The following is a 25853-nucleotide window of genomic DNA, read 5'->3' on the forward strand; positions in this document are numbered from 1 at the left end:
GACCGCTGGACCCCGAACGGAGCCCATCGGGGCATCCGGAGTCCGGAAGCCACCGGTATCCACCCAACACACGGAACCATGTCCGCCATGACGCTGAGCTTCGCACCAGACGCGATCGAGCTGTGGCCGCTTTCGCGCCTCCAGCCCTATGCGAAGAACGCGAAGGCGCATGGCGTTGATCAGGTCGCCAAGATCGCCGCCAGCATGGCCGAGTTCGGCTGGACCGTGCCTTGCCTTGTTGGAGAGGACGGCGAACTGATCGCAGGACATGGCCGTGTGCTGGCGGCTGCCCAGCTCGGGCTGACCGAGGCGCCGGTGATCGTGCTCGGTCATCTGACCGAGGCGCAGCGGCGAGCTTACCGGATCGCGGACAATAAACTGACGGAACTCGGAACCTGGGACGAGGCGCTGCTCTCGGCCGAACTGAATGACCTCCTGGCAGAGGAGTTCGACCTGTCGCTGGTCGGGTTCTCCGACGGGGAGCTGGACAAGCTGCTGGCCTTCGTGCCGGAGGGCGAAAGTGAGGACGGTGGCGGCGGCTCCGTGCCGCCTGTGACCATCCCCGAACCTCCCCGCAACCCGGCCTCGCGCACGGGCGATCTGTGGATCCTCGGTGATCACCGCCTGCTCTGCGGGGACTCGACCAGCCACGCCGACGTCCGCCGTCTGATGAATGGCGAGCGCGCCGTCCTGTTCGCGACGGACCCGCCGTATCTCGTGGACTATGACGGCTCGAACCACCCGACGCGCAACAAAGACTGGTCGCAGTCCTACGGCGTTACCTGGGACGACAGCTCGCAGGGCGCGGAACTCTATGACGGCTTCATCGCTGCGGCTGTGGCCGAAGCCATTACCGAGGATGCGGCATGGTATTGCTGGCACGCCTCGCGCCGCCAGGCGATGCTGGAGGCCTGCTGGGAAAAAGCTGGTGCGTTCGTTCACCAGCAGATCATCTGGGTGAAGGACCGCGGCGTGCTCACCCGGTCCCATTACCTCTGGAAGCACGAGCCCTGCTTCATGGGGTGGCGCCGTCCGAACCGTCCGCCAAAAGTGGCCGAGGAGACGCTGCCATCGACATGGGCGCTGCCAAGTTTCGCGAAGGACGACCGGCCCGATCACCCGACCCCGAAACCTCTGGACGCCTTCGGGATCCCGATGCGCCAGCATGTGGCGCGGGGTGGGCTCTGCTACGAGCCGTTCTGCGGCTCCGGCTCGCAGATCATTGCGGGCGAAGCCAATGGCCGCCGCGTCTTCGCGATGGAGATCAGCCCCGCCTATGTCGATGTCGCCGTCGAACGCTGGCAGGCGGACACAGGCCACGACGCGATCCTCGATGGCGACGGGCGGACATTCGCTCAGGTGCGGGCAGACCGGCTGAGCAACGACGCTAGCGAACAAGCGCCGGACACCGTCGCCGAACAGAAACCCGCGCTAAAGCGCAAGACCGCCGCGTGACATGCATGACTTGGCTTTACCTTCCTCTGGACCTGCTTCCGGAGCCGGAGACGCATGCCTCTTCGGCCTCTCCCTCTGCTCCGGCGCAGGCGGGCTCGACCTTGGACTCACTATCGCCCTCCCCGGATATCGTGCTGTGGGCCATGTCGAACGGGAAACCTACGCCGCAGCCACTCTCGTGGCGCGGATGGAAGATGCGTCCCTGGATTGCGCGCCTGTCTGGGACGACGTTGCCAGTTTCGACGGCCGCCCGTGGCGCGGCGCGGTGGACATCGTCACTGCGGGATATCCGTGCCAGCCGTTCTCGGTCGCGGGCAAGCGCCGGGGCGCGGACGATCCACGCCACCTCTGGCCTCATGTCGCCCGGATCATCAGCGAAGTCGAGCCGCCCTTCGTCTTCCTCGAAAATGTCGCCCATCATCTCCGCCTCGGTTTCCCCGAAGTCGCCAGTGGACTGGTCGGCATGGGCTACCGCCTTGCGGCGGGCCTCTTCACTGCGGCGGAAGTCGGCGCGCCACACAGGCGCGAGCGGCTCTTCATCCTCGCCATCCGTGAAGGAGACGACCTGGCCGACCCCGCGCGCCTGCTCTGGAACCCGGTCGAGTGGCGGGAACCGGACGGAACTGCTGCGCCTATGGCCGACGCCCCGCGCCAGCGCGAACGAGAACCGGCAGACGAAGCCGACGCCCTCGCAGGAAGCGGGACAGCACGGGATGAACCTGGCGACGACTGCCGCACTCTGGCCGACCCCGCAGACCGACAACTTCCGCAGCCGGGGCGGCGAGCGGAAGGACGAAAAGGGTCTGGACCGGATGGCGCGGGACTGGCCGACGCCGATGGCGAACGACGGCTGCAAGCCGAGCGCGGGAAAGCGCCGGACGGCCGATCTTACTCATGCGGCGGGGATGTGGATGACGCCGACGGCGCGCGACCACAAGGATGGTGCGACGAGCCTTGCGAATACCCCGGTGAACGGCCTGCTTGGCCGCCAGGTCCTGGTGACGTCGATGGCTGGCAGCGATACCTCCGAGCTGCGCCGAACCTTGAACCCGCTGTTCGTCGAGGCGCTGATGGGCTGGCCCACCGGGTGGACCGGCTTCGCCTCTGTGGCAACGGCGTGGTCCCGCTGGCTGCGGCGCATGCGCTACGAACTCTCGCGGCTGAATTGCTGGCCGATAGATGATGGCGCGCCCGCATGAAACAATCGCGCGCGATGTCCATGATCGAGGCGCTGGCCAATGTCACTGTTGGCTATGGCGTGGCCGTGCTTACCCAGATCGCGGTGTTCCCGCTGTTTGGACTATCTGTGACGCTGGTCCAGAACCTGATGATGGGCGGGCTGTTCACAGTGGTGAGCATCATACGCTCTTATACCCTGCGCCGGGTTTTCGAGACGATCCGGATGCGGAGTACCCAATGATCGACCGCCGCCCCAGAGGGACGGCGGCCATCAGCTTGTCGCCTGTCAGGTAGATCAGGCAGCGGGCAGTTTATACACTCGCCCACGGTTCTCGATCTTCTCCGAGGTCACCTCGAGGCCGAGCTTCTTCTTCAGCGCGCCGGATATGGCGCCGCGCACTGTGTGCGACTGCCAGCCGGTGGCCACGATGATTTCCTCGATGGTTGCGCCGTCCGACGTGCGCAACATGGCGATCAGCGTGGCCTGCTTGGTGCCCTCGCGCAGTGTGGGGGTCTTGGGAAGCTCGGCCTGCGCATGCTCGGGCTCGATGCCAATGGCGGCGAGGGCCGCGTCGGTGGCGATCAGCGTGACGGCGTGCCCGTCGCCGCTCTCGCGCCAGACGGGATCGTTCTTGTGCATGTCGGCATCGACCTCTTCGAGGAGGCCTTTGGCGACCAGCGCGCCGACCACCTTGGCAGCCGCTCCGCCGCGCAGGCTATCGGGCAGCGGCAGGGCGATGCGAGCTTCACGCTCCGCGGCGGCCTTGAGGATCAGGGTCTGGGTATTGGAAAGCTGGGTCATGGGTCGTCTCCGTGATCGGGGCGCGCGGGATGTGCGTCCTTCTACGAGGCCGAGCCCGCCATTCGGCGGGCGGGACCCGGAGTGGTTCCTCTCACTCGGCGTATTCGCCTTCCTTGAAGGCGCTGTCGGTGATTTCGCGCAACTTGTCCCGGTAGTGACTCAGGGTGCCGACATGCCCCCAGTGGATCTCGTCGGGGTTGGTCTCGAAATGGTCAGCGCTGAGGGTGGCAAGCCGCTCAAGCATCGCGTCGATCTCGAACTTGGCGGCCAAGAAGGCGTCGAGGGCTTTCGTGTTGTCGGTGGCGCGGCGGCTCATTGGGCCTGCTCCTCTTCGCGGATGGCCGCCTTCGCCGCGTCTTCAGCCCCCGCCCGCCGTCCGGCCTCGAAGGCTTCCTTGAGCGCGGCGCGGATCGCCCAGACGGCGACGTCGTGGAAGTCGAGGCTGTCGGAGTTGCGGGTCTCGAGGGTTTCGAGGAAAAAGCGCCGCCGGGCGATCTCGAGGATCAGGGCGTCGGGGGCGGTTCTGCTGGCGGTCATTCTTGTGGCTCCGTAGGCTTGAGTTGCATCGCTTCGTTGAAGTGACGTTCGCTCTGTCCGCAACGCTTATCAACTCAATAAGCACATGATTCTAAACAATAATCGGAGCGCGCGATGCAGGGTATGAGCGAGCGCCAGTACGCCGCCCATGTCGGTCTGTCTCGGGGCGCAATCCAGAAGGCGAAGGCGGCCGATCGGCTCGTCCTCCATTCCGACGGCAGCATCGATGCCGATGCCAGCGACGCCCGCCGCGCGGAGACGACCGACCCGTCAAAGACCAGGAAGGCTCCCACACCGAAGCTGAAGCCGGTGCCCGACGTGGCCCTGTCAGCCGTCGGCGAAACACTCCGGGAAAGCGGCCTGACCTCGCCCGCGACGGGCGGTGGCACGACCTTCCTGCAAGCCAAGACGGCGAACGAGGTGCTGAAAGCGCAGGAGCGCCGCCTTCGGCTTCAGAAGATGAAGGGCGAACTCATCGATCGTGCGCGCGCTACCGCACTCGTCTTCCGGCTTGCGCGCGAGGAACGGGATTCATGGGTCAATTGGCCGTCCCGCGCCGCGGCGCTGATGGCGGCGGACCTTGGTGTGGAGGCGGCCGAGATGCAGAAGGCTCTGGAGACCCATGTACGCGCCCACCTCGACGAACTCGCCGAGGTCCGGCCGGAATTCCGCTGAGCGAGACAATGGGCTGTCCGATGACCTGACCGACTTCGACGGCGTCGCCGACCTCCTGCGCGCCTGGGGCGCCGGGATGCGGCCCGATCCGGACCTGACCGTCTCGCAATGGGCGGACCGGCACCGGATGCTCTCGGGTCGCGCGTCGGCCGAGCCGGGGCGGTATCGCACGTCGCGAACGCCCTACATGCGCGACATCATGGATGCGCTCTCGCCGGGAGCAGCGGCGCAGCGCATCGTCTTCATGAAGGCCGCGCAGGTCGGGGCGACCGAGGCCGGCAACAACTGGATCGGCTTCGCGATCCACCAGGCGCCGGGGCCGATGCTCGCGGTCCAGCCGACGGTGGAACTGGCGAAACGCAATTCGCGCCAGCGGATCGACCCGCTGATCGACGAGAGTCCGGAACTGCGGATGCGCGTGAAGCCCGCCCGCTCGCGCGACGCCGGCAACACCATGCTGTCGAAGGAATTCGCGGGCGGCATCCTGATCATGACCGGGGCGAACTCGGCTGTAGGTCTGCGCTCGACACCGGCGCGCTACATCTTCCTCGACGAGGTCGACGCCTATCCGGGCTCGGCCGACGAGGAAGGAGACCCCGTCACGCTGGCCGAGGCGCGATCGCTGACGTTTGCCCACCGGCGAAAGGTCTTCCTGGTCTCGACGCCGACGATCCGGGGGCTCTCGCGCATCGAGCGGGAATATGAGGCGAGCGACCAGCGGCGGTTCTTCGTGCCGTGCCCGCATTGCGGCCATCGGCAATGGCTCAAGTTCGAACGGCTGCGCTGGGACAAAGGTCGGCCGGAGACCGCCGCCTACACTTGCGAGGGCTGCGACGGCGCTATTGCCGAGCACCACAAGACGGCGATGCTGGAGGCGGGCGAATGGCGGGCGACCGCCGTTGCCGCCGATCCGACCACCATCGGCTTTCACCTGTCGGCGCTCTATTCGCCGGTGGGCTGGCTGAGTTGGGAGCGGATCGCGCGAAGCTGGGAGGCGGCCCAGGGGTCGGACGAGGCGATCAAGGCATTCCGCAACACGATCCTCGGCGAGACATGGGTCGAGACCGGCGAAGCGCCGGATTGGCAGCGGCTCTACGACCGGCGCGAGCGGTGGAAAGCGGGTTTCGTCCCCGCCGGGGGGCTGTTCCTGACCGCCGGAGCCGACGTGCAGAAGGACCGGATCGAGGTCGATGTCTGGGCCTGGGGCCGCGGGCTGGAAAGCTGGCTCGTCGATCACGTCGTGATCGAGGGCGGGCCCGACCGGCATGAGGCCTGGGGCGACCTGACCGCACTGCTGGACCGGTCCTGGCCGCATGAACGCGGCGCGCATCTTCGGATCGCGCGCCTCGCCATCGACACCGGCTACGAGGCCCCGGCGGTCTATTCCTGGGCGCGGGCGCAAGGCTTCGCGCAGGTGGCGCCGGTGAAGGGCGTGGAAGGGTTCAACCGTTCGAGCCCGGTCTCAGGGCCGACGTTTGTCGACGCGACCGACGCGGGCAAACGCCTGCGGCGCGGGGCTAGGCTCTGGACCGTGGCGGTCTCGACCTTCAAGGCCGAGACCTATCGCTTCCTGCGGCTGGAGCGGCCGACCGAGGAGGACATGGCCGAGGGGGCCGCGTTCCCGCCCGGGTCCGTGCATCTGCCGCACTGGGTCGAGAACGAATGGCTGAAGCAGTTCGTCGCCGAGCAGCTGGTGACGGTGCGTACCAAGCGCGGCTTTGCCCGGCTGGAATGGCAGAAGCTGCGCGAACGCAACGAGGCTCTGGATTGCCGGGTCTACGCCCGCGCCGCCGCCTGGATCGCGGGCGCGGATCGCTGGCCCGAGGAGAAATGGCAAGACCTCGAGGATCAGCTCGGGGTCACGAATGCGCCCGCCGATCCGGCGGGGCAGATCAACAGGCAAAGGCCCGCGCCGCAGACCAAGCGGCGATCGGACTGGCTCGGGCGACGTGAAGGATGGTTTTGATGGCCGATTGGACGGAAAGCGAGTTGTCCGCCCTGCGCCGCGCCTATGCCAGCGGCACGACCCGGGTCAGCTATGACGGCAAGTCGGTCGATTACGGCTCGGCCGAGGATCTGCTCGGCCGGATCCGCACCATCGAACGCGCCATCGCGGGAACGACGCGGCCGCTGCCGATCGCCGGGCTCGCGGGCTTCTCGCGCGGAGACCGGTGATGTCGGCGAACTGGTTCGATCACGCCATCGCAACGGTGGCCCCGCGCATGGCGGCCCGCCGCGTGATGGCGCGTCAGGTGTTCGAGACCCTGACGCGGGGCTATGACGGGGCCGCGCGCGGGCGTCGCACCGAGGGCTGGCGCGCGCCAGGGTCCTCCGCCGACACCGAGATCGGCGTCGCCGGGGCGCTCTTGCGCGACCGGATGCGCGATCTCGTGCGCAACAACCCGCATGCGGCCAAGGCCGTGGCGGTGCTGGTCAACAACATCATCGGCGCAGGTATCATGCCGCGCGCCGCCAGCGGGGACGACAAGCTCGACCGCAAGGTCGATGCGCTCTTCGAACGCTGGACGGCGGAGTGCGACTCTGACGGCCAGCTCGACTTCTACGGCCTGCAGACGCTGATCTGCCGCGAGATGGTCGAGGCGGGCGAGGTGCTGGTGCGCCGCCGCCTGCGGCGATCCTCGGACGGACTGCCCGTGCCGTTGCAGCTGCAGGTGCTGGAGGCCGACTTCCTCGACGCCACGAAATCCGGCGCCATCGGTGCAGGCCGCCTTGTGCAGGGGATCGAGTTCGATCCGGTCGGCAAGCGCCGGGCCTACTGGCTGCACGCCGAGCACCCGGGCGACGCCTACGGGGCCTTGCAGAACGGGTTGCAGAGCCGCCCGGTCCCGGCGACCGAGATCGCCCATGTCTACGAGAAGCAGCGCACGCAGGCGCGCGGCGTCCCCTGGGGCGCGCCGGTGATCCGGTCCTTGCGCGATCTCGACGACTACGAGGTGGCCGAGCTGGTTCGCAAGAAGACCGAGGCCTGCGTCACGGCCATCGTCTTCGGCGACGACGAGGCGCAGCAGGGCATCGCGCCGTCGGTGGTCGATGCCGACGGCAATCGGGTCGAGCAGTTCGAGCCGGGGCTGATCGCCTATGCGAGGGGCGGGAAGGACATCCGGTTCAACCAGCCGTCGGCCACCGGCGGCTACGGCGAATACAAGCGGGCGAGCCTGCACACGATCTCGGCAGGGTTCCGGGTGCCCTACGAGCTGCTGACCGGCGATCTCAGCCAGGTGAACTATTCCTCGATCCGCGCGGGGCTCGTCGAGTTCCGCCGCCAGATCGATGCGGTGCAATGGCAGCTGTTCATCCCGATGTTCTGCGCGCCGGTCTGGCGCTGGTTCACGGAGGCGGCATGGGCAGCCGGGCAGATCCCGACACCGGATGTGCCGGTCGAATGGTCACCGCCGAAGTTCGAAGCCGTCGATCCGCAGAAGGACGCGATGGCGAACCTGCTGTCGATCCGCTCGGGCACCATGACGCTGGCGGAGGTGATCGCCCGGCAAGGCCGCAACCCCGACGCGGTGCTGGCAGAGATCGCGGCGACGAACGCCAAGCTCGACGCGCTGGGGCTGGTGCTCGACAGCGATCCGCGCCGCGTCACCAAGACCGGCAGCGCGCAATCGAATGATCCGACTGCCGATGGTGACACGCCTCCGGCCCCCAACGACTGACCTTCAGGATTGCCCATGGATACCATGATCGAACTGCCGGCCATGCGCCGGGCGGCGGAGCTTGCGCCGAACACGGCCGATGCCGACACCCGCACGGTCGAGGTGGTCTGGTCGGCCGGGGCACGCGTCCGCCGCGCCACCTTCTTCGGCGAGCCCTATGACGAGGAACTGAGCCTCGACCCCGCCCACGTCCGGCTCGACCGGCTGAACGCGGGCGCGCCGTTCCTCAAGGTGCACGAGCTCGACACGCTCGACGCGGTGATCGGCTCGGTCGTGCCGGGATCGGCGCGGATCGAGAATGGCCGCGGCATCGCGCTGGTGCGGATCAGCGAGCGCGCCGATGTCGAGCCGATCTGGCGCGACATCCAGGCCGGGCACATCCGCGCGGTCTCGATCGGCTACCAGGTCCACCGCTTCGAGGTGTCAAAACCCGAGGCCGCCCGCGAGCTTTGGCGGGCTGTCGACTGGACGCCATTCGAGGTCTCCGCCGTCGCGGTCGGCGCGGACCCGGCCGCAGGCTTCCGCGCCCAGCATCCCCTTCACGACTGCGTCCTACACCGCCGGGACGCCCCCACACCACAAGGAGTATCCCCGATGACGGACAAGACCGAGACCCCGGCGAGCGACGCCGCAACCGCCGCCACCACCCAGCCGACCGACCCGGTCGAAACCGAGGACACCACCATGACCGAGCCGAAGGCCACGACGACCGAGCCGCAGCGTGGCGAGGTTGAAACCCGCACGCAGCCGAAGCTTCAGAAGACCGACGCCCCCGCTGCGCCCGATACAGAGACGGTCGCCACCCGCGCCCGCAAGGCCGAGCGCGACCGCGTCTCCACCATTTACGATCTGGCCGGGCGGCTGAACCTCGAGCGCGGCTTCGCCGAGGATCTGGTGAAGCGCGGTGTCAGCGTCGACGAGTCCCGTCGCCTGATCCTCGACCAGGTTGCCGCGAAGTCGGACGAGACCCGGACCTTTCCGCATGTCTCGGTACCGCTCGGGGGCCGCGACGAACGAATCACCCGCCGCGACGCCGTGGCAAACGCGCTGCTGCACCGCTACAGCCCGACGCTCTTCCAGCTGGAGGACGCCGCGCGCCAGTATCGCGGCATGACGCTGCTGGAACTCGCCCGCGAAAGCCTCGGCAATGCCGGGGTCAACACGCGCGGCCTGTCGCGCGACGAGGTCGCGACGCGCGCGCTGCATTCGACCTCGGACTTCCCCGAGATCCTCGCCGCCGTCACCAACAAGACGCTTCGGCAGGCCTATGAGGCCTATCCCCGGACCTTCATGCTGTTCTGCCGCCAGGTACTCGCCACCGACTTCAAGGCGATGCACCGGGTCCAGCTTGGCGAGGCCCCGCAGCTTCTGGAAGTCGGCGAAAGCGGCGAGTTCAAGCGCGGCACGCTCGGCGAGTCCAAGGAGAGCTACAAGGTCAAGACCTATGGCCGGGTGGTCGCGATCACCCGCCAGACGTTGATCAACGACGATCTCGACGCCTTCACCCGGATCCCGGCGATGTACGGCAACTCCATCGCGCAACTGGAGTCGGACGTGGTCTGGGGCATCATCACATCGAACCCGGCGATGGCGGACGGCAACGCGCTGTTCCACGCCAACCACAAGAACCTTGCGGGCACCGGCGCGGCACTCGCGGTCGATGCGGTCGGAGCGGCCCGCGCCGCGATGGCCAAGCAGACGGGCCTCGATAAGAAGACGGTATTGAACACCCGCCCCGCCTTCCTGATCGTGCCCGCATCGCTGGAACTGAAGGCCGAGCAGCTGGTCGCGCAGAACCTCGTGCCTGCGGCGACGTCCAGCGTCGTGCCGCAGTCGATCCGCACGCTCGCGCCGATCAGCGAACCCAGGCTGGATGCCGCGAGCGAGACGGCGTGGTATCTGGCGGCCAGCCCCAACCAGATCGACACGATCGAGTACGCCTATCTCGAAGGTCAGCAGGGCGCTTACGTCGAGACGCGGAACGGCTTCGATGTCGACGGCGTCGAGATCAAGTGCCGCCTCGACTTCGGCGCCAAGGCGATCGACTGGCGTGGACTCTTCAAAAATCCGGGCGCGTAGAAGCCGCTCTCCCCAAAACCTGAACCCTGACGAAATGGGCGGCTGATTGGCCGCCCTTCGTCGTTTCAATGAGGACGTGAACGATGAAAAACTATGTGCAGCCCGGCAACACCATCACCCTGACCGCGCCTTATGCCGTTGCCTCCGGCGATGGCCTGCTCGTCGGCTCTGTCTTCGGCGTCGCCGCCGGGGATGCCGCGAATGCCGAGACGGTCGAAGCGGCCCTCGTCGGCGTGTTCGATCTGAAGAAGGTCGCCTCGCAGGCCTGGGTCGTCGGCGACAAGGTCTATTGGGACAACACCAACAAGGAGGCCACCAAGACCGCGACGAGCAACACGCTCATCGGGGTGGCGACCGAGGCCGTGGCCAATGGTGCGGGTGATGTCGTGGGACGTGTCCGCCTCAATGGCAGCTTCTGATGTCGGCCATAGCGGCCGCCTTCGAGACGCTGTTTGCCGATCCCAATATGGCCCGGGACGCGGTCTTCACGCCAACGGGCGGCGTTGCTGTGCCGGTACGGATCGTCGTGCGGCGTCCCGACAGGGTGTCAGACTTCGGAGAAACCCGCCTCCACGCCGAGACGACCGTCATCGACATCCGCGTCGCCGATGCGCCCGCGCTCGCCAGCGGCGACGCCTTCGAGATCGATGCAGAATCCTATGTCGTGCAGGGCGAGCCTCTGCGCGACGCCGAGCGGCTGATCTGGACGGCGGAGCTACGCAGTGCATGAGACTGTCCGCGAACATCATTGGCGACCTTGGGCGCATCATGGCCGAGGAGGTCAGGGCCGCCGAGCAGGCCGTCTCGAAAGGCGTTGGCGAGGCGACCGAGGGGCTCAAGACCGAACTCAGGACGCAAGTTACCAATGCCGGGCTCGGTCCCCGGCTTGCCAGAACCTGGCGATCGGAGACCTACCCCAAGGGGCAGGACAGCATCACCGCGGCGGGGCTCGTCTGGTCGAAAGCGCCGGGCATCATCCGCGTCTACGAGAACGGCGCCACCATCCGCTCGAAGAACGGCTTCTTCCTGGCCATCCCGACCGCAGCCGCCGGACGCTTTGGGGACGGTGGCCGCAAGATTACGCCCGGCGGATGGGAGCGGCGGACCGGGCAGCGGCTGCGTTTTGTCTATCGCCGCAACGCTGCCTCTCTGCTCGTCGCCGACAACATGCGGGCGCGGACGGGCAAGCGGGGCGGATATTCACGAGCAAGTGCTGCGGCGTTGCGGAGCGGAAGGGGCCTTGTGACGGTGCCGATATTCATTCTGGTGCCGCAGGTGACGGTCCGGAAACGGCTCGATGTCGTCTCCGCTGCGGAACGCTGGGTCGATCGCTTGCCCGGCCTCGTCACACGCAACTGGTTTTCCGGCGATGAGAGGAGCCGCTGATGTCCAGGCGTGAAGACATTCTCACATCGCTCTTTTCGACCCTCGATATCGCGCTCGCCGCGAACGTGCGTCGCAACGAGGTGCTGCCCGAAAAGGTGCCGGCGACCGGTCTCGTCATCCTGCGCGATGGCGATCCCGGCGAGCCTGACGTGACGCTCAATCCGCGCACGGAGTTCTACGCCCATCGCATCGAGATCGAGGTCTATGTGCCCCACGATCCGACGGGCGGAGGCGAGGCAGCGCTCGATGCGCTGCTTGGATCGATCGGAATGGCGCTCAGGATCGATCCTTCGCTCGGCGGGCTCGCCGAGAACCTGACGCCGTCGGCGCCCGAGACCGGGGCTCTGGCGATCGAAGGCGCGGCCCCGGTCCTCACCGCCCGGCTCGTCGTCACGGTCGAATACCTGGTGAGCGATCCGCTCACCGACTGATCTTCAAGAACAGGAGTTATCCATGCCCAAGGTGCGCGCTTACGGCGCGGACGCCACGCTGAAGGCTTGCCGCGAGGCGAGCTATGGGGTGGCGCCGCTCTCCGGCTATCGGAGCCTCGACTTCAAGTCGACCGATCTCTCCTCCGCCCAGCCGCTCGGCGATGATCCATTGCTGGGGCGCGGGCGCAACGCGCAGGATCCCTATCGCGGTCTCATCACCGATGAGGGCCAGCTCGACATCCCGTTCGATCTGCGCGGTACCGGCTTCTGGTTGACAGGCCTGTTCGGCGATCCGGTGACGACGGCGGTCAAGGCATCGGGATCGATCGCCTTCGCCGCCAATCCTTCACCCGGCGCGACCCTGACGCTGAACGGCACGGCCTGGACCTTCGTCGCCGGGACGCCCACGGGAGACGAGACCGAGATCCAGGCAACGGTGACGCAGACCGTCGACCAGCTGGTCAGCGACCTCAATGCGTCCGTTGATGCCGAGATCGCCAAGAGCACGTATTCGCGGCCGACCAGTACGCAGACGCTGGTGATCGCGTTCGATGTCGCCGGGCCTTCCGGCAACAGCTTCACCATCGCGGCATCGGCGGCGACCGTGTCCGCACCGACGCTGACCGGCGGCGGCTATGCCCATGTCTGGGAAAGCGGCGCCGACGACATCCCGAGCTACTCCATCGAGGTCGGGCACCCCAAGCTCACGACGCCGGTCTTCTTTCGCCACCTCGGCACGGTGATGGAGAGCATCAATTTCGAGATGGGTCAGGAAGGGCCGGCCAACGCCCGTCTTCAGCTCGTGGCGCAGGGCGAGGAACGTTTCGCCGCCACCGTCGACGGTAGTCCGGATGCTTTTTCGCTGCGCCGCTTCAGCCAGGGGCGCGGCTTCATCCGGCGCGGCGGATCGGCGCTGGCGGGTGTTACAGGCGGCAGTCTCACCTTCTCGAACAACCTCGAACGGGTCCGGGTGATCCGCGAGGACGGCAAGATCGAGGCGGCCGATCCGACCTTTGCCTCGGCGGAAGGATCAATGTCGGTGCGCTTCGACGGCGCGACGCTGGTCGCCGAGGCCGCCAATGGCGATCCCGTCGCACTCGATTACGGCTTCACATTCCCCGAGGGCTACGCGCTGCGGTTCGAGCTGCCGCGCGTCTTCCTGCCCAAGCCCAAATACGCAGTCTCCGGCCCCGGCGGGGTCGAGGCGAGCTTCGACTGGCGCGCCGCCTTCGACGACAGCGAAGGCACCATGCTGCGCGCGCATCTCCTGAACGACGTCACCAGCTACGCATGAGGATGCATCCATGATCCGTCTCGATCTTTCCCGCGAGCCGCGCTGGCTCGATCTCGGCCACGGCGTGCGCCTGCACCTCGGGCCGCTCACCACCGCACTCATGGCGGCGGCGCGCAGCGATCTGGCCGTCACCAGCCTGCCCGAAGGAGCCTCCAACGAGACCATCGCGGTCGCCATGGCCAAGGCGCTGGCGCGGCTCGTGGTCGAGGACTGGGAGGGCGTCGGCGATGCGGACGGCAATCCAGTGCCGGTCACGCCGGAAGGGATCGATGCGCTGCTCGATATCCTGCCGCTCTTCGAGGCCTTCCAGCTGCGCTACGTCTCGAAGGGCCTGCTCCTGGAAGCGGAAAAAAACGACTACGCGCCCTTGCCGAATGGCATTTCAGCGGGGGCGACCAGTATTGCCGATCCTGTCATGTCAGTTGCGGGCGCCCCTGCGCCGAGTGCCCCGCCGTCCTGAACCGGCCCGTCACGATCGAAGGCTGGCAGGTCTGGGATCTGGCCCTGCGGCTCACGGGCCAGTTGCGGGTCATCCCGGGCGCAGTCCTGGGGCTCGACATGAATGCGGCCCTCGCCATGGCCGAGGCGCTCGGGCTCAACACACTCATCTGCGCGGAGCTCTTGCCGGATATCGAGGCAATGATGGTGCGCGGTCTCAATGCGCAAATGAAGGCTGAACAAGATGGCTGAGAAAAGGGTGTCGGTGCGCCTTGCCGTCGTCGGCGGCCGCGAGGTGCGCGCCGAGCTGCAGGGTATCGGCGATGCGGGTGAACAGGGCATGCGGCGCCTGTCGCGCGAAATGGATGCGGCGAACACGCGGGTCGCCGCCTTCTATCGCCGGGTCCAGATTGCCGCCGCTGCGGCTGCAGCAGCGTTTGCAGCCGGCGCAGCGGCGATGATCCGCTCCGGCCTGCAGGTAATCGACAATCAGGCCAAGCTTGCCGCCTCGCTCGGCACGACGGTGGAGAGCATCCAGGTACTGGAGCGCGCCGGTGATCTCGCGGGCGTGTCCATGGGCGAGATCGAGCAGGCGACGATCCAGCTGACCCGGCGCCTCAGCCAAGCGGCAACTGGCACGGGCGCTGCCGTCGGCGCGCTCGAACGGCTCAGGCTCACCTCTGAAGAGCTGCAGCGCCTGCCTCTCGATCAGCGCATCGCCGCCATCCAGGACGCACTGGCTCGCTATGTGCCAGAAGCCGAGCGTGCGGCGGTCGCCTCGCAGCTCTTCGGGGACCGTGCCGCACTGACCTTCCTGCGCATCGACACGGCGACGCTGCGCACGGCGACACAGGACGTGCAGGATTTCGGGGTGGCCGTCTCGCAAGCCGATGCTGCCCAGATCGAGCGCACCAATGACGCGATCTCCCGGCTCGGACTGATCTGGCGTGGGGTCTCGAACCAGCTGGCGGTCGCTGCAGCTCCCGCATTGGAAGCCGTAGCGGACGCGCTCGCTGCGATGGCGCGCGCCACCGGGCCGCTCGGACAGGCCATCAAACTGGTGTTCGACAATCTCGGGCGTCTGGCATCGATCGCCGCCGCATTCGTCGCCTTGATGGCGGGACGCTTCGTCGCCAGCATGGTGGCAGCCGCGGTGTCGGCGCGGGGACTTGCCACCGCGCTCGTCTTCCTGCGGGGAGCGCTCATCCGTACCGGGATCGGCGCGCTCATAGTGGCAGCGGGCGAACTGATCTATCAGTTCGGACGGCTCGTGCAGGCCACCGGCGGCTTTGGCGCGGCGCTCAATCTTCTCGGCGATGTGGCGCGAGAAGTCTGGAATCGGATTGGTCTGCTCGCCCTGGTCCTGAAGAACCGGATCGCGGCTGCCTGGCTCGGCATTCAGGCAAGTATCGCAGACGCGCTGCAGGGCGCCCTTGAGGCTGTCGTCGGTTTCGGCAACCGGACCGTCAACATCTTCCAGGGCGCCTTCAACGCCATGGTGGCCATCTGGAGCGCGCTCCCTGCTGCCATAGGCGACTTCACGATCCGTGCGGCGAATGCGCTGATCTCGGGCGTGGAACGCATGCTCAATGGCGCAGCGCGCGGGATCAACAGCTTCCTCGACGGCGTCAATTCCGGCCTTGCTGCGATCGGTATCGAACGGACGATCACGCTTGTCCCCAATGTCGATCTCGGCCGCATCGAGAACGAGTTTACCGGGGCGGCCGAGCGAGCCGGAACCGCTGCGAGCGCGGCTTTTGCGGCTGCCTTCGAGACCGATGCGTTTCGGGTGCCTGATCTCGGGTTCTCCGCTTTCGCAGAGGATGCCCGCCGCGCTGCGACAAGTGCCCGTGAAACGGCAAATGCACTGGGAGAGCTGGCAGGTGCGCCCCTCGCGTCGGTCGCTGCCCTTCGCGAGGCGATGGCCGGGGCGAACAGTGAACTCGACGAGGCCGCTGCCGCGACCGAACGGCTCGATGATGCATTCGCTGCGATTGGCGGAGGCAGCGACGCAAACACTGGCAGCGGTGAGCGAGGTGGTGGGGCTGGCGCGCGAGGGTCGGCTGGCCGTGCGGCAGCGGCAAGTCGTGAGGCCGGTCGGGAGATCAAGACCGCCGCTGAGGAGGCGGCAACCGGCTGGGCAGCGGTGCGCGAGGAGCTTGCGCGCTACGCGGAGGAAGCCGCGAACTGGGGCAAGGGCCTCGGCAATGCGCTCACCAGCGCTTTCCGGTCGGCCGAGGACGCTGTCGCGAAGTTCGTGACGACCGGCAAGTTCGACTTCAAGTCGCTCGCCGACAGCATCCTGGCCGACATCACCCGCGTCGCGCTGCGCTCGGCAATCCTCGGACCGCTCGCCAATGCGCTCGGTGGCATGGGCGGCGGCGGCGGGATCTTCGGCAATCTGTTCGGCGGAGGCAGCGGCATCCTATCGGGCATCTTCCATTCGGGCGGTATCGTCGGCGCGCCCGCGCCGCAGCGGCTCGTGCCAGCGCTGGCCTTTGCTGGCGCGCCGCGTCTGCATGGCGGCGGCATGGCGGGACTGCGTGCCGACGAGGTGCCCGCCATCCTCCAGCGCGGCGAGATGGTGCTGTCGCGCTCTCAACTCGCGGCTATCGGCTCAGGCGTCGGCAGGCAATCGCCGGTCAATGTCGTGATGAACATCTCGACGCCGGACGCGAACAGCTTCCGCTACGCGCAAGGCCAGATCGCCGCCGACGCCGCCCGCGCCATGGAACGGGCGCGGCGCAATCTTTGACGGACATGAGCGATGAGCGGATTTCATGAGGTGCAGTTTCCGCCCGACATCTCCTACGGGGCTTCGGGCGGACCGGGTTATTCGACGACCGTGGTGACGACCGTCTCCGGCCATGAACGGCGCAACGCCAACTGGGCCGCCGCAAGGGGCAAGTGGAACGTGGCGCATGGCCTCAAAAAGCGTGAACAGGTCGCGGCATTGATCGCCTTCTTTCGCGCCCGCAAGGGCCGCGCCTACGGCTTCCGGTTCAGGGACTGGACCGACTATCAGGCATTCGCCCAACCCCTCGGTGTGGGCAATGGGTCGAACAGGACTTTCCAGCTCATCAAGCGCTACGCCAGCGGCGGTGAGATCGAGACACGCATCATCGCCAAGCCCGTCTCTGGCACGGTGAAAATCTACCGCGATGGCGTCCAGGCAGTCACGGGCTGGACCGTGAACTCGGCAACGGGGCTCGTGACCTTCACCACTGCGCCCGCGTCCGGGGTTCAAGTGACAGCAGATTTCGACTTCGACGTCCCCGTCCGCTTCGACAGCGACCAGATGGATATCACCATCGAGACCTACCAACTGGGCAGCTGGGGCCAGATCCAGGTGCTGGAGATCCGCCCATGAAATCCACATCGACAGCGCTCGCCGCCCACCTGGCGGGTCCCATGACCACGCTTGCCACCTGCTGGCGCATCACGCGCGTGGATGGCCGGGAGTTCTTCTTCACCGACCATGACCGCGATCTCGTCTTCGACGGCGATGTCTATAAGGCGAGCTCCGGCTATTCGCGCACGGCGATCGCCAACGATGCGAGCCTCAGCGTCGACAATCTCGATGTCGAGGGCGTGTTCGACGACGAAGCCATCACCGAGGAGGAGCTGCGCGCCGGCCTGTTTGATCAGGCGGAAGTGCGCATCTTCCTCGTCAACTGGGCCGATCCCTCGATGGGCGCGCTTCGCATGCGGCGCGGCTGGTTTGGCGAGGTTGTCCTGACAGAACAGGGCGTCTTCCGCACCGAGCTGCGCGGCATGACGCAGGCGCTCTCACAGCGCATCGGCGAACTCTACAGCCCGGAATGCCGGGCTGATCTGGGCGATCCGCGCTGCAAAGTGCCGATCCACCCGCCCGAGATCCAGCGTTCGACGTCCTACGCCGTCGGCGATACCGTCCGAGTACGAACCTCCGCGGCGCTCACGACGATCGGCATTCCCTTCGTGAACCCCGGCTTTGATGCCGGTAATCTCTCCGGCTGGACCGTGGCCTCCGGCTCGGCAGCCGCCAAGACCGCGAGCGGCACACTTGGGCCGAAGACCGGCACGCATTTCCTGGAAGGCGGCAGTGTCGCCAGCTTCGAGCTGCGCCAGACCGTCGATCTCGCCGATGTCCTTGATGCCGACATCGTCGATGCCGGCGACTACCGCCTGACCGTTGGCGGCTGGCGGGCCAATGGCGGCGGCAACACCGTCGATCAGGGGCGGCTGCGCGTGCAGCTGCTCGATGAACTGGGCGCCGTGCTCGCGACGTCGCTCGACACCGGCAATGAGGCGATGACCGGCATCTGGACGCTTCGTCAGGTCGCCGACGCGCTGGTCCCTTCGGCGACCCGGCAGCTGCGCGTCATCTTCAACGGCACGAGGGTCAGCGGCACGGTGTGCAACGCCGCGCTCGACACCGTCTCGGGGTTCTTCACCGACACGACGACGGGCATCAGTACGGCCGCCGTGTTCGAGGATCGTATCTACCGCTGCGTCAGTGCGGGCACGACAGAAGCTGACCAGCCGGTCTACGACACTGCGGCAGGGCAGCAGACCACCGACGGAACGGCTGTGTTCCAGGCCATGCAGGCCTGGAGCCGGGCAGGCATCGTCACTGATGTCGTCGACCGGGCGGTGTTCATCGCATCAATCGAAGAGCCGCGCGCGAGCGACGGATGGTTTGCCGGCGGCGTGCTCACCTGGGAGAGCGGTCCCAATGCCGGACGCTCGATCGAGGTGAAAGCCTGGACGCAAGCAACAGACCGCGCCGAGCTGTTCCTGCCCATGGGTTACGCGGTCCGGGTCGGGGATCTCTTCCGCATCCACCCCGGCTGCGACAAACGTCTCGACACCTGCATCACCCGCTTCGCCAACGTCCTGAACTTCCGCGGCGAGCCCTACGTGCCGGGGCAGGACGCCATGATGAGCTATCCCGATGCCCGCTGAAATCATCACATCCGAGATGATCGTCACAGAGGCGCGCGGCTGGCTCGGCGTGCCCTGGCGACATCAGGGGCGCACCCGTTCGGGCATCGATTGCGTCGGGCTGGTGGTGCGTGTCGCGCTCGCTCTTGGAGTCTCAGACTATGACAGCACCGGATACAGCCGACGCGCGCAGGGTCAGGCCTTCGTCGAGCATTTCCGGTCCAACATGGACGGCGTCGCGATCCCGGACGCACGTCCCGGCGACGTGCTCGTCTTCGCCGACCAGGCTTATCCCTGCCACTGCGGCTTCCTGACCGAATGGCTCGGCCATCCCCATCTGCTGCACGCGCATGCGACCCGCCGCCAGGTGATCGAAGAACCCTATGCCGGCGAATGGCCGGTAAAGGTCAAGTTCGCCTTTCGCTTTCGCTCTTCCGGACACTGATTTCTCATGGCCATCCTCGTTGCAGTAGGCGGCGCCGCGCTCGGTTCCGCCGTCGGTCTCGGCTGGCAAGCCGGCTGGCTGGTGGGCTCCGTCGCCGGTAGCCTTCTGTTCCCGGCCAAGGGTCAGAACGTCACAACCGAGGGACCGCGACTCGGCGATCTGACCGTCTCGTCATCCGCCTATGGCGCATCGATCCCGATCGGCTACGGCACGCTGCGCATGGCCGGCAACATGATCTGGTCGTCCGGGATCCGCGAACAGCAGAACGTCACTCGCACCCGATCCGGCGGCAAGGGCGGCGGCGGGCGCAGCACCCAGACCTCGATCAGCTATTCCTATTTCGCCTCCTTCGCGCTCAGCTTCGGTGAGGGCCCGGCCGAGGACGTGCTGCGTATCTGGGCCGACGGCAAGCTCATCTACGATAAGACCGGATCGAGCCCCGACGTCGCCAAACCAAACTTGCGCTTCCGATTTCATCGCGGCAGCGAGACCCAGTTGCCGGATCCCCTGGTCGAAGCCCATGTCGGCGCAGGCCGTGCGCCGGCGCATCGCGGTCTGTGTGTGATCGTCTTCGAGGATCTGGCGCTCGCCGATTTTGGCAACCGCATCCCGAACATCACGGCGGAGATCACTTTTAAGCGCGCCGCACAGCAGCCCTACCAGCTCATCGATTTCATCACGACGGGCGAAGGTGGCTATTTCGGATCCTACCAGATCAGCGACCTCGCGATCGACTGGCGCCGCGGCTACGGTTACTTCGTTTCGTCGAGCAGCAACGCCGAAGCCGCCGGCATCCGCCGCTTCAATCTGCGCACCATGGCGGAGGATCGCCAGGCGCGAATGACGGACGTGACCTCGGTCACGCCGAACAATTTCCCCGGCACGCTGTTCTGCGGCGAGGACGGCCATCTCTATGTCGTGACCGGCTCCAGCAATTCGCGCCCGATCCTTCGTATTGAGCCCAATGCGTTCAAGGAGGTCGGCCGCTTCGGATCGACGAGTAATGGCCTGACGAATTCGACGATCCGGTTCGTTGCCACGAGCTGGATGGGGATGATTTCGGCCTTTGGCCCGTCCGGCCGCGTCGACTTTCTGCTGACTGGCTCGCTGTTCGACGATGTTGGCCTGCTGCGGGCGGACGCCATGGCCTATGTATGGGGCGCGGGCCAGCGCGTTACGGAACCCCGGGTACGGGGCGTTGTCGGCGGCGCCGTGGGTGAAGGGTTCGGCGAAGGTTGGATACTCGGCAGCGGCACGAGCACGAACCACGCGAGCCTCGGCCTTTATCGCCTCAGGGTGGCCGCACAGTCGGGCTTTGACGGTCTTGCCGGGCAATCGCTCGGCGTGACATTCGAAAAGGTCGCAACATTCTCGGTCGCCGACATCGAGAGCGGTCCGACCGGCTTTTTCGGCAGCGCCGGAGCTCTCACCTATGACGCCACCGACGACAGCGTCATCTTTCAGGTGCGCATGTCGAACGGTGGCTCGGCCGGGACGATCTATACGATCAAATGGCGCACCGACACCGGGATCGTCTGGAAGACGCCCGTGCCTATCCAGATCAACTATGAGGGTCCGTTCTTCGGTCAAAGCCGCTTGCGCGGACAGCGATGGACCTTGATGCGCGGGACGCGCGTCGTCCAGCTCGATACGGCGATGGGGGCCATCGTTCTCAACGAGATCTGGCCGGGCCCGGTCAGTGAAGGTGGTGCGCAGGTCTATGACGCCGTAACCGACACGCATCTGGTGCGCGGCAGCAGCGGCTGGGCCCGGCTGTTCCTCAATCGCGGGGGCGGCCAAGGTGAGTCGCTGTCATCCATCGTAGCGGATCTATGTGGGCGCGCCGGACTGGGCCTGGCCGACATAGATGTTGCAGAGCTCGGGGCGTCCGTGCCGGGCTATGTGATTGGGCGCCAGACCACTGTTCGCGGCGCGATCGAGCCGTTGGCGCAGGCCTTTTTCTTCGACGCAGCCGAGAGCGACGACACTTTGCGCTTCCGAAACCGCGGGCGGGCGCCGGTCGCTACGATCCCGGCGGAATATCTGGTGTCACTCGACAGCCAGACGGGCGAAAGCTGGCGTGAGCGTCGCACGCAGGAAGTCGAACTGCCTGAGCGCGTCGCCGTCGTCTATATGGACCGTGACGCCGACTACAGCCAGGGCACGCAGAGCGAGAAGCGCGCATCCCTGCCGCTTCCTACAATGCATTCGCGCAACCAGGCGAGCCTCGAACTGGCGCTCGCCATCGACGCCACCACGGCCAAGCGCATCGCTGCCAAGACGCTTTACAGCGCCTGGATCGAGCGCAGCGCCTACGAGGCCGAGCTGCCGCCAGACTGGCTGCGGCTTGATCCGACCGATGTCGTGGATGTTGTGTTCGAGACGGGCTCGACTTTCCGGACACGGATCAACCGCCTCGACGTCGGCGGGGATTTTTCGCTCGCGGTGAAGGGCGTCTCGCAGACGGCTGCGACCTATGTGTCCTCGGTCGTCGCCGATGGCGGCTCGGGCAAGCCCGTGCAGACGGTGGGCGCCAACGCCGCCACGCGGCTGATCTTGGCCGCCCTGCCGCTCCTGCGTGATGTGGACGATACTGGCGGCGCAGGCTCGCGCGTTTACTACCTGATGGCGGGGTTCGGCGGCCCTGGCTGGCCGGGCGCTGCGCTTTATAGCAGCGCCGACGGTTCCGCATGGGCGCAAGCCGGACGCGCCTTGAGTGAAGCAGCGTGGGGCGCCGCGGCGAATGCGCTGGGAGCGCCGCGCTCGCCCTTCGGCACTGATGAGGAGAACAGCCTCACGGTCTTCATGACCACGGGCGGCGAGCGGCTTGAAAGCGTCACGCAGGAAGCCCTCGTCAATGGGGCGAATGCGGCCCTCGTGCTCAAGGCCAATGGCGAGCCCGAAATCATCCAGTTCCGCGATGTCTCGCTGAACCCGAATGGTTCCTGGACGCTCACCGGGCTGCTGCGCGGCCGGCGCGGCACGGACGTGTTCGTCGAAGGCCATGCGGCAGGCGAGCTCTTTGCTCTGCTCGATCCTGACGACGTCGAGACGCTGGTCACAGCGCTCGGCGATCTGGGCCTTGCGCGATTCTGGCGCGCGGTCGGCTTCGGGACGCTGTTCGAGGATGGCGAAACACTGGTCCAGAGCCATACGGGGCGAGATCTGAAGCCCTATGCGCCGTGGAACGTTCGCGCGGTGAAGAGCGGCAGCCCGGCCGACATCACGCTTACCTGGGTCCGGCGCACGCGCATTGGCGGCGAGCTGAAGGACGGGACCGGCGTGGTGCCCCTCGGCGAGGCGAGCGAGGCCTATCAGATTGACATTCTCGATGGTCCCGGCGGAGCTGTGAAGCGCACGCTGACGGCTTCGAGCCCCAGCGTGGTCTACGCCAATGCCGACATCCTCGCCGATTTCGGCGCGGTGCCGGTCGCTCTGTCCTTCGCCGTCTATCAACTGAGCGAGGTCGCGGGTCGCGGATTCCCGCGCGCCGTCACAATAGAAATTCCATAGGGGGAGAACACCCGATGCCCAGCCCCAATCTGGCCGTGACCCATGTCGCCGCCGCCCAGAACCAGAAAGAGGTCACGATCAACGACGCCGTCGATGCCCTCGACAGGGCACTGACCGACACGCTGGCGCTCGATCTATCGACCGGTGCGCTGACGCTCACCGCCGCCCAGCTGCGCGCAAGTATGGCGCTGCGCCCGGCTGCGGCGCTTTCAGGTCCTTCGACAATCACGCTGCCTCAGCTGCGCCGGGTGTTCGCGGTCCTGAACACGGACGCGGTGCATGCGCTCACCGTGCAGCGCGGGACAGCAAGCGTCCTGCTGGTTCCGGGCGAAAGCGCGATCCTCATCTGCGACGGTTCCGCCAATGGCCTGTTTCGGGCCGGGTCCGGCGCAGCCGTCTATGATTTCGGCATGGTGGCCAATGAGACCCCCGCGGCGGGCGCTGTAATGGGCACGGTCGTCATTCCGCGTGCGCTTGTGATCCCCGCATCGCTGGCAGGGTCGGTCGCCCATGCCGAGACACCGCCGGATGATGCGTTCGCAATCGTCATAACCCGCAACGGGACTGCAATTGGCTCTATCACCCTCAACCCGGACGCAAGTGTGGGCCTGTCCAGCGCCGGGGGCGCACCGGTCACGATCGCGCCCGGCGACATCATCCGCTTCCTCGCGCCAGCCGTCGCGGATCCTTCGATCGCAGGCATCTCCCTCACCATCGCAGCGAGGCGCATCACATGACGCTCCTGTTCACATCGCTGTTTGCGTCCGGATCGCTTCCGGCGCCCCCCGAACCAGAATTCGTCTGGACCGAAAACCTGCTCTACCGGTTCAGCGCCAGCGAAGGTGTTCAAATCGATGACGAGGGCTCCCCCGCCAGCGATGGCGACCCTGTCGCCCGTTGGCTAAATCTCGGCTCGGCCGAGGACGCGGCCCAGAGCGAGTCCGCACGCCAACCTGTCTATCGCACCGGGGGCATCAATGGCCGGCCTTACATTGCCTGCGACCGCGCGCTGCAGCAGCATTTCGAAGACCTGGCATTTTCCCAGCCCTCAGGTCTCACCAATCTCAGCCCGTTTACGGTGTTCACTGTCACCGACGCAGTGGGCGCACTCGATCAGTTCCCCGCGATCCTCGGCTCACCGGCGACAAACGGCGGCAAGGTCGGATTTTACTTCCGCGATCCCGAAGCCGGCCAAATCCACTGGATCAAGTCCCAGATCCGGATCGGTAATATCGCCAATCCCCAGCTGATCATGGCGGCAGCCGGTCGCAACGCGGCTGGAACCACCTCGTCTCCCAATACCCGCTTCTGGGTGCGGCAGAACCGTGCTGGACTGTGGGAGACGACCTCGCAGAGCAGCAATCTGGTCAGCACCGCCATCGCATCAACGCAGTTCCTGCGTTCGACCGGCTTGTCCTCTGGAGGATATTTCCACGGGCGTCTTTACGAGTTCCTGCTCTACCAAGGCACACTCAACAACACGACGACCTTCGCCATCGAGGACTGGCTGGCGGCGCGCTACGCCGTCGGCTGATTGCGCTCCTGCGCAGCGCAGTGCCACTCCAGCGCCAGTAATCTTTCACTCTAAATCGCAAGGCCCGCCCTATGACGCCCGAACATGACAGGCTTGATGCCATGACAGCCCGCGAGCTGGAGCGGCTGCTCGAACGAGCAGCCGAAGCTGGCGCTCGTCGTGCAATGCAGGAGGTCGGGATCGACGGGACGGATGCCGCTGAGGATATCCGCGATCTGCGCTCACTGCTGGCCGGGTTCCGGATGGCGCGTCAGACCGCTGTCCAGACTGCCGTTCGCATCATCACCACCGGAATCCTGCTCGCCCTGATGGCCGGCATTGCCATCAAGCTGAAGCTCTTCGGCCCATCACCGTAAGTTCCCCACACATCAGAATACCCGCCGCCCGCCCTCGCAGAGGAGCGGGTTTTTTTATGCCTGGAGACATGCAATGACCACGACCACCTACAAGCACTGGCGCGATGTGCCGACAAACCGCTGGCGCTGGAAGAACTTCTCGCCTGCCGAAATCGCCTGCCGCGGCACGGGCTCCATCCGCGTACACGAGGACGCGCTCGACAAGCTCCAAGCGCTGCGCGACCGGCTCGGCAAGCCGCTGATCATCCGTTCGGCCTATCGCAGCCCGACCCACAATCGAACGGTCGGTGGCGCACCGCGCTCCAAGCATCTGGACGGCACCGCCTTCGATATCGCGATGGCAAACCATGATCCGGTCGCCTTCGAGAAGGCCGCCCGGGATGTCGGCTTCCTGGGGTTTGGCTTCTATCCGCGATCGGGCTTCATCCATGTCGATATGGGGCCAGCGCGAATCTGGGGCGAGCGGTTCCCGGTGCGCCCCACGGCCTTTGCCGAGGAAACCGCACCGGCTCGCGAAGTTCTGGCTGAAAGCCGTACGATGAAAGGTGGTGGCGCCGCAGGGGTGGCGACGCTTGGCGTCGCCGGTGTCGAAGTGGCGCAAACCGTCCTGGCGGAGACCCAGTCAGCGATCCTGCCACTCGTGCCCTACCTCGACACGCTGCGCTGGGTGTTCATCGCCGTTGCGCTGGTGGGCATCGGGGTCGCGATCTATGCCCGCCTCGATGACTGGAAACGGGGGCAGCGATGATCGCCGCGCTGTTCACCGGGATCGCCGCCAGCCAATCGGGCCGGGCGGCCCTGCGCTACGGCGCCATCACGCTCGCGGTGCTCTTGTTCCTGCTCACCCTCCGGCGCTCCGGCGAGCGTGCGGGACGGCTGGCGGAACGCCTCGAAACCTCGGAGAAGTCCTATGACGTCCAACGCCAGATGCTTGATGCGGCGGCTCGCCGTCCTCGCGATCGCGACGAGCTTGCTGACCGCCTGCGCGACGGTCGGTTCTGACCCTCGCGTGGCGACCGTCTGCCCACCCGTTGTCGAGTATAGCCGCGAGTTCCAAGCGCGCGCGGCCGAGGAGCTAAGGTCTCTGCCGCAAGGCTCGGCGATCGCCGAGATGCTCGCCGAC

28 protein-coding genes and 1 pseudogene are annotated in these 25853 nt (G+C 66.6%); 26 read left to right on the forward strand and 3 right to left on the reverse strand.

What is annotated here, in order from left to right; genetic code table 11:
- Positions 1-87: 87 nt before the first annotated feature.
- The 4 genes and pseudogenes from QK300_RS11255 (at position 88) to QK300_RS11270 (ending at position 2875) form a co-directional block, all read left to right on the forward strand.
- Positions 88-1455 carry a DNA methyltransferase gene (locus QK300_RS11255; RefSeq protein ID WP_348651885.1) on the forward strand — a complete coding sequence of 456 codons (1368 nt, stop codon included), beginning with the start codon at positions 88-90 and terminating at the stop codon, positions 1453-1455.
- A 1-nt stretch (position 1456) separates the two neighbouring features.
- A pseudogene (locus tag QK300_RS13620) lies at positions 1457-1963 on the forward strand (DNA cytosine methyltransferase); the annotation flags it as partial.
- A 205-nt stretch (positions 1964-2168) separates the two neighbouring features.
- Positions 2169-2654 (forward strand): hypothetical protein, encoded by a 486-nt coding sequence (locus QK300_RS11265; RefSeq protein ID WP_281301852.1) that lies wholly within the window; start codon positions 2169-2171, stop codon positions 2652-2654.
- Positions 2651-2875, forward strand: a complete 225-nt coding sequence (locus QK300_RS11270; protein WP_281301851.1) for a hypothetical protein — start codon at positions 2651-2653, stop codon at positions 2873-2875. The genes QK300_RS11265 and QK300_RS11270 overlap by 4 nt, the downstream gene beginning before the upstream one ends.
- A 54-nt stretch (positions 2876-2929) precedes the next feature.
- Here QK300_RS11270 and QK300_RS11275 read toward each other — a convergent pair whose 3' ends face one another.
- The 3 genes from QK300_RS11275 to QK300_RS11285 all read right to left on the reverse strand — a co-directional run bounded on the left by QK300_RS11275 (position 2930) and on the right by QK300_RS11285 (position 3973).
- A complete protein-coding gene (locus QK300_RS11275) occupies positions 2930-3436 on the reverse strand; it encodes a DUF3489 domain-containing protein (protein ID WP_281301850.1) in 507 nt (168 codons plus the stop codon).
- A gap of 91 nt (positions 3437-3527) precedes the next feature.
- Positions 3528-3752: a hypothetical protein gene (locus tag QK300_RS11280; RefSeq protein ID WP_281301849.1), complete on the reverse strand. Its 225-nt coding sequence runs from the start codon at positions 3750-3752 to the stop codon at positions 3528-3530.
- A complete protein-coding gene (locus QK300_RS11285; RefSeq protein WP_281301848.1) occupies positions 3749-3973 on the reverse strand; it encodes a hypothetical protein in 225 nt (74 codons plus the stop codon). Before QK300_RS11285 ends, QK300_RS11280 begins: the two co-directional genes overlap by 4 nt.
- A 114-nt stretch (positions 3974-4087) precedes the next feature.
- Here QK300_RS11285 and QK300_RS11290 point away from each other — a divergent pair, with 114 nt between their 5' ends.
- From QK300_RS11290 to QK300_RS11395, 22 genes are all read left to right on the forward strand, one after another.
- The gene (locus tag QK300_RS11290) at positions 4088-4648 is read left to right on the forward strand and encodes an elements of external origin (RefSeq protein ID WP_281320847.1); all 561 of its coding nucleotides are present in this window, start codon (positions 4088-4090) and stop codon (positions 4646-4648) included.
- Positions 4596-6614 (forward strand): phage terminase large subunit family protein, encoded by a 2019-nt coding sequence (locus tag QK300_RS11295; protein ID WP_281301846.1) that lies wholly within the window; start codon positions 4596-4598, stop codon positions 6612-6614. Before QK300_RS11290 ends, QK300_RS11295 begins: the two co-directional genes overlap by 53 nt.
- Positions 6614-6823: a hypothetical protein gene (locus tag QK300_RS11300; protein ID WP_281301845.1), complete on the forward strand. Its 210-nt coding sequence runs from the start codon at positions 6614-6616 to the stop codon at positions 6821-6823. Before QK300_RS11295 ends, QK300_RS11300 begins: the two co-directional genes overlap by 1 nt.
- Positions 6823-8328, forward strand: a complete 1506-nt coding sequence (locus QK300_RS11305) for a phage portal protein (protein ID WP_281301844.1) — start codon at positions 6823-6825, stop codon at positions 8326-8328. The genes QK300_RS11300 and QK300_RS11305 overlap by 1 nt, the downstream gene beginning before the upstream one ends.
- A gap of 15 nt (positions 8329-8343) precedes the next feature.
- Entirely contained in the window at positions 8344-10407 is a 2064-nt protein-coding gene (locus QK300_RS11310) for a prohead protease/major capsid protein fusion protein (protein ID WP_281301843.1), read from the forward strand.
- A gap of 83 nt (positions 10408-10490) precedes the next feature.
- Positions 10491-10826 carry a DUF2190 family protein gene (locus QK300_RS11315; RefSeq protein WP_281301842.1) on the forward strand — a complete coding sequence of 112 codons (336 nt, stop codon included), beginning with the start codon at positions 10491-10493 and terminating at the stop codon, positions 10824-10826.
- Positions 10826-11137: a hypothetical protein gene (locus QK300_RS11320; RefSeq protein ID WP_281301841.1), complete on the forward strand. Its 312-nt coding sequence runs from the start codon at positions 10826-10828 to the stop codon at positions 11135-11137. The genes QK300_RS11315 and QK300_RS11320 overlap by 1 nt, the downstream gene beginning before the upstream one ends.
- Positions 11134-11793: a DUF6441 family protein gene (locus QK300_RS11325; protein ID WP_281301840.1), complete on the forward strand. Its 660-nt coding sequence runs from the start codon at positions 11134-11136 to the stop codon at positions 11791-11793. Before QK300_RS11320 ends, QK300_RS11325 begins: the two co-directional genes overlap by 4 nt.
- Entirely contained in the window at positions 11793-12224 is a 432-nt protein-coding gene (locus QK300_RS11330; protein ID WP_281301839.1) for a hypothetical protein, read from the forward strand. The genes QK300_RS11325 and QK300_RS11330 overlap by 1 nt, the downstream gene beginning before the upstream one ends.
- A 22-nt stretch (positions 12225-12246) precedes the next feature.
- Complete coding sequence (locus tag QK300_RS11335; protein ID WP_281301838.1) at positions 12247-13518, forward strand: phage tail tube protein; 1272 nt, start codon at positions 12247-12249, stop codon at positions 13516-13518.
- A 10-nt stretch (positions 13519-13528) separates the two neighbouring features.
- The gene (locus QK300_RS11340; RefSeq protein WP_281301837.1) at positions 13529-13978 is read left to right on the forward strand and encodes a hypothetical protein; all 450 of its coding nucleotides are present in this window, start codon (positions 13529-13531) and stop codon (positions 13976-13978) included.
- Between the two features lie 98 nt (positions 13979-14076).
- Positions 14077-14208, forward strand: coding sequence for a hypothetical protein (locus tag QK300_RS11345; RefSeq protein WP_281301836.1), 132 nt, complete (start codon positions 14077-14079; stop codon positions 14206-14208).
- Positions 14201-16711 (forward strand): phage tail tape measure C-terminal domain-containing protein, encoded by a 2511-nt coding sequence (locus QK300_RS11350; RefSeq protein WP_281301835.1) that lies wholly within the window; start codon positions 14201-14203, stop codon positions 16709-16711. Before QK300_RS11345 ends, QK300_RS11350 begins: the two co-directional genes overlap by 8 nt.
- 12 nt (positions 16712-16723) lie before the next feature.
- Positions 16724-17326: a DUF2460 domain-containing protein gene (locus tag QK300_RS11355; RefSeq protein WP_281301834.1), complete on the forward strand. Its 603-nt coding sequence runs from the start codon at positions 16724-16726 to the stop codon at positions 17324-17326.
- Positions 17323-18903, forward strand: a complete 1581-nt coding sequence (locus QK300_RS11360; RefSeq protein WP_281301833.1) for a DUF2163 domain-containing protein — start codon at positions 17323-17325, stop codon at positions 18901-18903. The genes QK300_RS11355 and QK300_RS11360 overlap by 4 nt, the downstream gene beginning before the upstream one ends.
- Positions 18893-19327 (forward strand): NlpC/P60 family protein, encoded by a 435-nt coding sequence (locus QK300_RS11365; RefSeq protein WP_281301832.1) that lies wholly within the window; start codon positions 18893-18895, stop codon positions 19325-19327. The genes QK300_RS11360 and QK300_RS11365 overlap by 11 nt, the downstream gene beginning before the upstream one ends.
- Positions 19328-19333: 6 nt before the next feature.
- Positions 19334-22840 (forward strand): phage tail protein, encoded by a 3507-nt coding sequence (locus QK300_RS11370; RefSeq protein WP_281301831.1) that lies wholly within the window; start codon positions 19334-19336, stop codon positions 22838-22840.
- A 14-nt stretch (positions 22841-22854) separates the two neighbouring features.
- The gene (locus tag QK300_RS11375; RefSeq protein WP_281301830.1) at positions 22855-23577 is read left to right on the forward strand and encodes a hypothetical protein; all 723 of its coding nucleotides are present in this window, start codon (positions 22855-22857) and stop codon (positions 23575-23577) included.
- Positions 23574-24374 carry a hypothetical protein gene (locus tag QK300_RS11380; protein ID WP_281301829.1) on the forward strand — a complete coding sequence of 267 codons (801 nt, stop codon included), beginning with the start codon at positions 23574-23576 and terminating at the stop codon, positions 24372-24374. Before QK300_RS11375 ends, QK300_RS11380 begins: the two co-directional genes overlap by 4 nt.
- A gap of 71 nt (positions 24375-24445) precedes the next feature.
- On the forward strand, positions 24446-24730 hold the full coding sequence (locus QK300_RS11385; RefSeq protein WP_281301828.1) for a DUF6127 family protein: 285 nt from the start codon (positions 24446-24448) through the stop codon (positions 24728-24730).
- 73 nt (positions 24731-24803) lie between these two features.
- Entirely contained in the window at positions 24804-25478 is a 675-nt protein-coding gene (locus QK300_RS11390) for a D-Ala-D-Ala carboxypeptidase family metallohydrolase (RefSeq protein ID WP_281301827.1), read from the forward strand.
- A complete protein-coding gene (locus tag QK300_RS11395; RefSeq protein WP_281301826.1) occupies positions 25475-25732 on the forward strand; it encodes a hypothetical protein in 258 nt (85 codons plus the stop codon). Before QK300_RS11390 ends, QK300_RS11395 begins: the two co-directional genes overlap by 4 nt.
- The last annotated feature ends 121 nt before the right edge of the window (positions 25733-25853 follow it).

The organism is Iodidimonas sp. MBR-22, from assembly GCF_029946565.1.
Taxonomy (GTDB): Bacteria; Pseudomonadota; Alphaproteobacteria; order Sphingomonadales; family Rhodothalassiaceae; genus Iodidimonas; species Iodidimonas nitroreducens.

Bases quoted from the DNA above. Each gene is read 5' to 3' on its own strand.
- QK300_RS11255 (WP_348651885.1), top strand. From the start codon at position 88: ATGACGCTGAGCTTCGCACCAGACGCGATCGAGCTGTGGCCGCTTTCG.
- QK300_RS11265 (WP_281301852.1), top strand. From the start codon at position 2,169: ATGAACCTGGCGACGACTGCCGCACTCTGGCCGACCCCGCAGACCGAC.
- QK300_RS11270 (WP_281301851.1), top strand. From the start codon at position 2,651: ATGAAACAATCGCGCGCGATGTCCATGATCGAGGCGCTGGCCAATGTC.
- QK300_RS11275 (WP_281301850.1), bottom strand. From the start codon at position 3,436: ATGACCCAGCTTTCCAATACCCAGACCCTGATCCTCAAGGCCGCCGCG.
- QK300_RS11280 (WP_281301849.1), bottom strand. From the start codon at position 3,752: ATGAGCCGCCGCGCCACCGACAACACGAAAGCCCTCGACGCCTTCTTG.
- QK300_RS11285 (WP_281301848.1), bottom strand. From the start codon at position 3,973: ATGACCGCCAGCAGAACCGCCCCCGACGCCCTGATCCTCGAGATCGCC.
- QK300_RS11290 (WP_281320847.1), top strand. From the start codon at position 4,088: ATGCAGGGTATGAGCGAGCGCCAGTACGCCGCCCATGTCGGTCTGTCT.
- QK300_RS11295 (WP_281301846.1), top strand. From the start codon at position 4,596: ATGTACGCGCCCACCTCGACGAACTCGCCGAGGTCCGGCCGGAATTCC.
- QK300_RS11300 (WP_281301845.1), top strand. From the start codon at position 6,614: ATGGCCGATTGGACGGAAAGCGAGTTGTCCGCCCTGCGCCGCGCCTAT.
- QK300_RS11305 (WP_281301844.1), top strand. From the start codon at position 6,823: ATGTCGGCGAACTGGTTCGATCACGCCATCGCAACGGTGGCCCCGCGC.
- QK300_RS11310 (WP_281301843.1), top strand. From the start codon at position 8,344: ATGGATACCATGATCGAACTGCCGGCCATGCGCCGGGCGGCGGAGCTT.
- QK300_RS11315 (WP_281301842.1), top strand. From the start codon at position 10,491: ATGAAAAACTATGTGCAGCCCGGCAACACCATCACCCTGACCGCGCCT.
- QK300_RS11320 (WP_281301841.1), top strand. From the start codon at position 10,826: ATGTCGGCCATAGCGGCCGCCTTCGAGACGCTGTTTGCCGATCCCAAT.
- QK300_RS11325 (WP_281301840.1), top strand. From the start codon at position 11,134: ATGAGACTGTCCGCGAACATCATTGGCGACCTTGGGCGCATCATGGCC.
- QK300_RS11330 (WP_281301839.1), top strand. From the start codon at position 11,793: ATGTCCAGGCGTGAAGACATTCTCACATCGCTCTTTTCGACCCTCGAT.
- QK300_RS11335 (WP_281301838.1), top strand. From the start codon at position 12,247: ATGCCCAAGGTGCGCGCTTACGGCGCGGACGCCACGCTGAAGGCTTGC.
- QK300_RS11340 (WP_281301837.1), top strand. From the start codon at position 13,529: ATGATCCGTCTCGATCTTTCCCGCGAGCCGCGCTGGCTCGATCTCGGC.
- QK300_RS11345 (WP_281301836.1), top strand. From the start codon at position 14,077: ATGAATGCGGCCCTCGCCATGGCCGAGGCGCTCGGGCTCAACACACTC.
- QK300_RS11350 (WP_281301835.1), top strand. From the start codon at position 14,201: ATGGCTGAGAAAAGGGTGTCGGTGCGCCTTGCCGTCGTCGGCGGCCGC.
- QK300_RS11355 (WP_281301834.1), top strand. From the start codon at position 16,724: ATGAGCGGATTTCATGAGGTGCAGTTTCCGCCCGACATCTCCTACGGG.
- QK300_RS11360 (WP_281301833.1), top strand. From the start codon at position 17,323: ATGAAATCCACATCGACAGCGCTCGCCGCCCACCTGGCGGGTCCCATG.
- QK300_RS11365 (WP_281301832.1), top strand. From the start codon at position 18,893: ATGCCCGCTGAAATCATCACATCCGAGATGATCGTCACAGAGGCGCGC.
- QK300_RS11370 (WP_281301831.1), top strand. From the start codon at position 19,334: ATGGCCATCCTCGTTGCAGTAGGCGGCGCCGCGCTCGGTTCCGCCGTC.
- QK300_RS11375 (WP_281301830.1), top strand. From the start codon at position 22,855: ATGCCCAGCCCCAATCTGGCCGTGACCCATGTCGCCGCCGCCCAGAAC.
- QK300_RS11380 (WP_281301829.1), top strand. From the start codon at position 23,574: ATGACGCTCCTGTTCACATCGCTGTTTGCGTCCGGATCGCTTCCGGCG.
- QK300_RS11385 (WP_281301828.1), top strand. From the start codon at position 24,446: ATGACGCCCGAACATGACAGGCTTGATGCCATGACAGCCCGCGAGCTG.
- QK300_RS11390 (WP_281301827.1), top strand. From the start codon at position 24,804: ATGACCACGACCACCTACAAGCACTGGCGCGATGTGCCGACAAACCGC.
- QK300_RS11395 (WP_281301826.1), top strand. From the start codon at position 25,475: ATGATCGCCGCGCTGTTCACCGGGATCGCCGCCAGCCAATCGGGCCGG.